The sequence below is a fragment of the Micromonospora orduensis genome (assembly GCF_006228125.1).
GTDB classification, from domain to species: domain Bacteria; phylum Actinomycetota; class Actinomycetes; order Mycobacteriales; family Micromonosporaceae; genus Micromonospora; species Micromonospora orduensis.
Genome location: NZ_VDFY01000033.1, coordinates 1 through 3,136 on the forward strand (window position 1 = coordinate 1; position 3,136 = coordinate 3,136).

Annotated in this window: 3 protein-coding genes; 2 read left to right on the forward strand and 1 reads right to left on the reverse strand. The window is 73.0% G+C overall.

Features of this window, described 5'->3' with window-relative positions; translation table 11 throughout:
- Together FHG89_RS00235 and FHG89_RS00240 are read left to right on the forward strand one after the other, a co-directional pair.
- On the forward strand, positions 1 to 482 hold a 482-nt coding region (locus FHG89_RS00235; protein WP_208760811.1), incomplete at its 5' end, for a cellulose binding domain-containing protein.
- Positions 483 to 496: 14 nt separating this feature from the next.
- Entirely contained in the window at positions 497 to 1,126 is a 630-nt protein-coding gene (locus FHG89_RS00240) for a CG0192-related protein (RefSeq protein ID WP_139581839.1), read from the forward strand.
- Positions 1,127 to 1,168: 42 nt separating this feature from the next.
- Here FHG89_RS00240 and FHG89_RS00245 read toward each other — a convergent pair whose 3' ends face one another.
- Positions 1,169 to 3,118, reverse strand: coding sequence for a glycosyl hydrolase family 28-related protein (locus FHG89_RS00245; RefSeq protein ID WP_208760812.1), 1,950 nt, complete (start codon positions 3,116 to 3,118; stop codon positions 1,169 to 1,171).
- Between the last annotated feature and the right edge of the window lie 18 nt (positions 3,119 to 3,136).

Consider the following 3,136-nt stretch of genomic DNA (forward strand, 5'->3'; position numbering starts at 1 on the left):
CGGGCACACCGTCGGCGGGCGCGACGGCCGTCGCGCCCACCGTCGCGCCCACGGCGACCCCGTCGGCGCGGCCGTCGCGGACCGCCGCGTCGGCGACCACCCGCCCGAGCCGCACCCCGTCGGCGAAGCCGTCGCGTACGTCCTCGTTGGCCCCGCCGGCCCCGCCGCAGGTCGTGGTGGTGGCCCGCTACGAGACCGACTCCAGCCGGCTGTTCGGTTACACAGGCGAGATCGTGGTGGACAACCCGGGCGGCGCGCCGGCGGCGAACTGGTCCGTCGTGGTCACGCTCGCCGAGGGCACCACAGTGGACGACGTCGACGACGCCAACTGGCGGCAGGACGGGCGGACGATCACGTTCACCGGGCCCGCCGTGTCGGCCGGTGGGTCACAGACGTTCCGGTTCGACGTCCGCGACAGCCGGCCCAAGGCCCGGGAACCGGAGAGCTGCACGATCGACGGGAAACCCTGCGCGGGACTGTGACCTAGGCTGCCGGAATGGCACTGCTGCACCGCGCGACACTGCGCCCCACGAAGCTCGACCTGCTGGCGACCTGGCTGCCCGGCCGACCCTGGTACCAGGGGCCGGCCGGCGCCGACGTGGTGAGCCGGGGCGCCTACCGCTTCGACGACCCGGCCGGCGCGGTCGGCATCGAGACGATGCTGGTGGGCGCCGCCGACGGACCGGTCCACCACGTCCCGCTCACCTACCGCGACGCGCCGCTCGACGGCGCCGACGACTGGCTGGTCGGCACCACCGAGCACTCGGCGCTCGGCACCCGCTGGGTGTACGACGGCTGCGCCGACCCGGTGTACGCCGCCGCGCTGGCGCACGCCATCCTCGCCGGCACCGGTCAGGCGGAGCAGTACTTCGAGGTGGACGGACGGCGTGAGGTGCGCGAGCCGACGATGACGGTCGCCGTCACCGGCGCCGGGGACGCCGACGTGGCACCGGTCGGCGCCGTGCGTCGGGTGGTCGACGAGGACGACACGGTGATCGTCACCGACTCCGTCGAGCTGGTCGTCGTCCGCCGGCCCGCCGCCGCCGACCCCACCGGGCCCACTCTGCTCGGCAGCTGGGACGGGCAGCCGACGAGCGTCCCGCTGGCGTACGCCCGGGTGGGCTGACCACGCGGCGGGCGGCCCGGCTGTGCGGGCCGCCCACCGTGGTCACCACCGTGACGGAGGCGGGGGCGGCGACACCGGGGGCCGGTCGTCGCAGGTGATGGTGTTGGGCAGCAGCCACGGCGCGAGCCAGCCGCCGTCGTTGCCGCCGAGGTCGGTCAACCTGAACTCCGAGCCGGCCGGGGTGAAGTGGAACGACCCGCAGTTGTTGACGCCCACAGCTCCCACGTTGCGCGCGTCCACGTTGGCGAACGAGGCCGACCCCGCCGCGCGGGCGCTGACCACCGAGGTGCCGGTGCCGTCGACCCGGACGTCGCGGAAACGCACGTCGGTGATCGAGTAGAGGTCCTTCACCGGCCAGTCGCTGACCAGCATGATCGCGTTGTAGGTGTTGTCGAGGTACGCGTCCCCGGTCACCTCGATCGCCGCGTCGATGCTGCCGTCCAGAGCGAAGACCCAGATCGCGCCCAGCCCGATGTTCCAGTTCAGCTCGTACGTGCCGGCTCTGGCTGTGGTGTTGTCGGTGAACCGCAGGTGCCCGGTGAACGGCTCCGCGCCGAAACGGGAACCGGCGTGCAGGCCGCTGCCCTCGCGTACCGGGTCGGCGACGAGGTTGTGCGAGACGGTGGTGTCCGTGCCGCCGTAGATGGCGATGCCATTGGCCAGCGTCGGCGACTGCACGGTGTTGTGGTCGAACGTGTTGCGGGCGTTGGCCGTCTTCTCCGACCACATCGCCAGGCCGTCGTCGCCTGTGTTGCGGACGAAGGTGTGCGCGACGAGCGAGTCGGTGACGCCGGTGTGGAAGTTGAGCGCGTCGGCGATCTGGTCGACGACGATGGTGTTGGTGACGCGGACGTTGCGCATCGGGCCGTCGAACCACAGGCCCGCCTTGGTGTGGCGCAGGTGCAGCCCGTCGATCGTCGAGTCGCTCATCGCCCCGCCGATCGCGTTGACCTGGTCGGTGTCGATGCGTTCCCGCACGTCGCCCTCGATGGCGAAGCCGGACAGGTGGACGTTGCGGCTGCCGCCGTCGGCGGCGTCGCGACCGTAGAATCCGACACCGGTGTGCACCGAGCCGTCCGGCGCGGGGGTCGGCAGGGCGACCTCGCGGCCCTTGATGATGGTGTGCCAGTTGCCGGCGCCCTCGACGGTCACGTCGTCCACGATGATGTGCCGGTTGACCTGGTAGGTGCCCGGCGGGATGTACACCTTCAGGTGGGTGCGCCGGGCGAAGGCGATGGCCCGGTCCAGGGCGTCGGCGGAGTCCCGCCGGCCGGTGGGGTCGGCGCCGAAGGCCAGCACGTTCGCCGCGAGCAGCCGGATGCGCGGCGGCGCGACCAGCTCCGAGTCGAGTAGGTCGATGACCGTCCAGGCGGCGGCGCTACCGGCCGGCGCGGTGAGCCGGATCCTGTCCCCGGCCCGGTAGGTGCGCCCGAGCATCAGTCGCTGTTCGTCGTAGAAGTGGGTGGGTCGGAACGGTGTGCTGATGCTCGGGTACGGCGTGGTGGCCGACGGCACGCACTGGCACTCGGTGATCCACCAGTCCGGGTGCAGCAGCCCGGCCCGCGGGTCGTTGGTGAACGGGTACTGGTTGTAGAGCCACGAGTACTGCGAGGTCAGCGTCATGGTGCGCACGTGCGTGCCGTTGACGGCGACCCGCAGCGGCGCGGTGATCCCGCCGCCGGAGGGCGCGTCCGGGATGCTGTACCGCACGGTGATCCCGTTGGCCGCGCTGGGCAGGACGAACTCCACGTACTCGCCGGGGGTGAGCCGGACGGCCCGACGACCGGACGCCTCCGCGGGCAGCGTGTAGGCGGACCGGTCCGGGCCGATGACCTCGCCTGTGGTGCGGGCGTTCTCCGCCTCCTGTTCGACGAAGTCGACGTCGGCGCCGCGCCCGGCGACGAGCGCCGCATCGAGGGCGGCGCGGGTGACCACCGGCCGCGCGGCGTCGGGCGCGGACGGACCGGCGACGGCGGGCGCGGCGGCCAGCACGGCGAGGCCGGTCGCGAG

What these genes read in the sequence shown, in the direction of transcription:
- FHG89_RS00240 (WP_139581839.1), top strand. Translation starts at nt 497, where the DNA reads ATGGCACTGCTGCACCGCGCGACACTGCGCCCCACGAAGCTCGACCTG.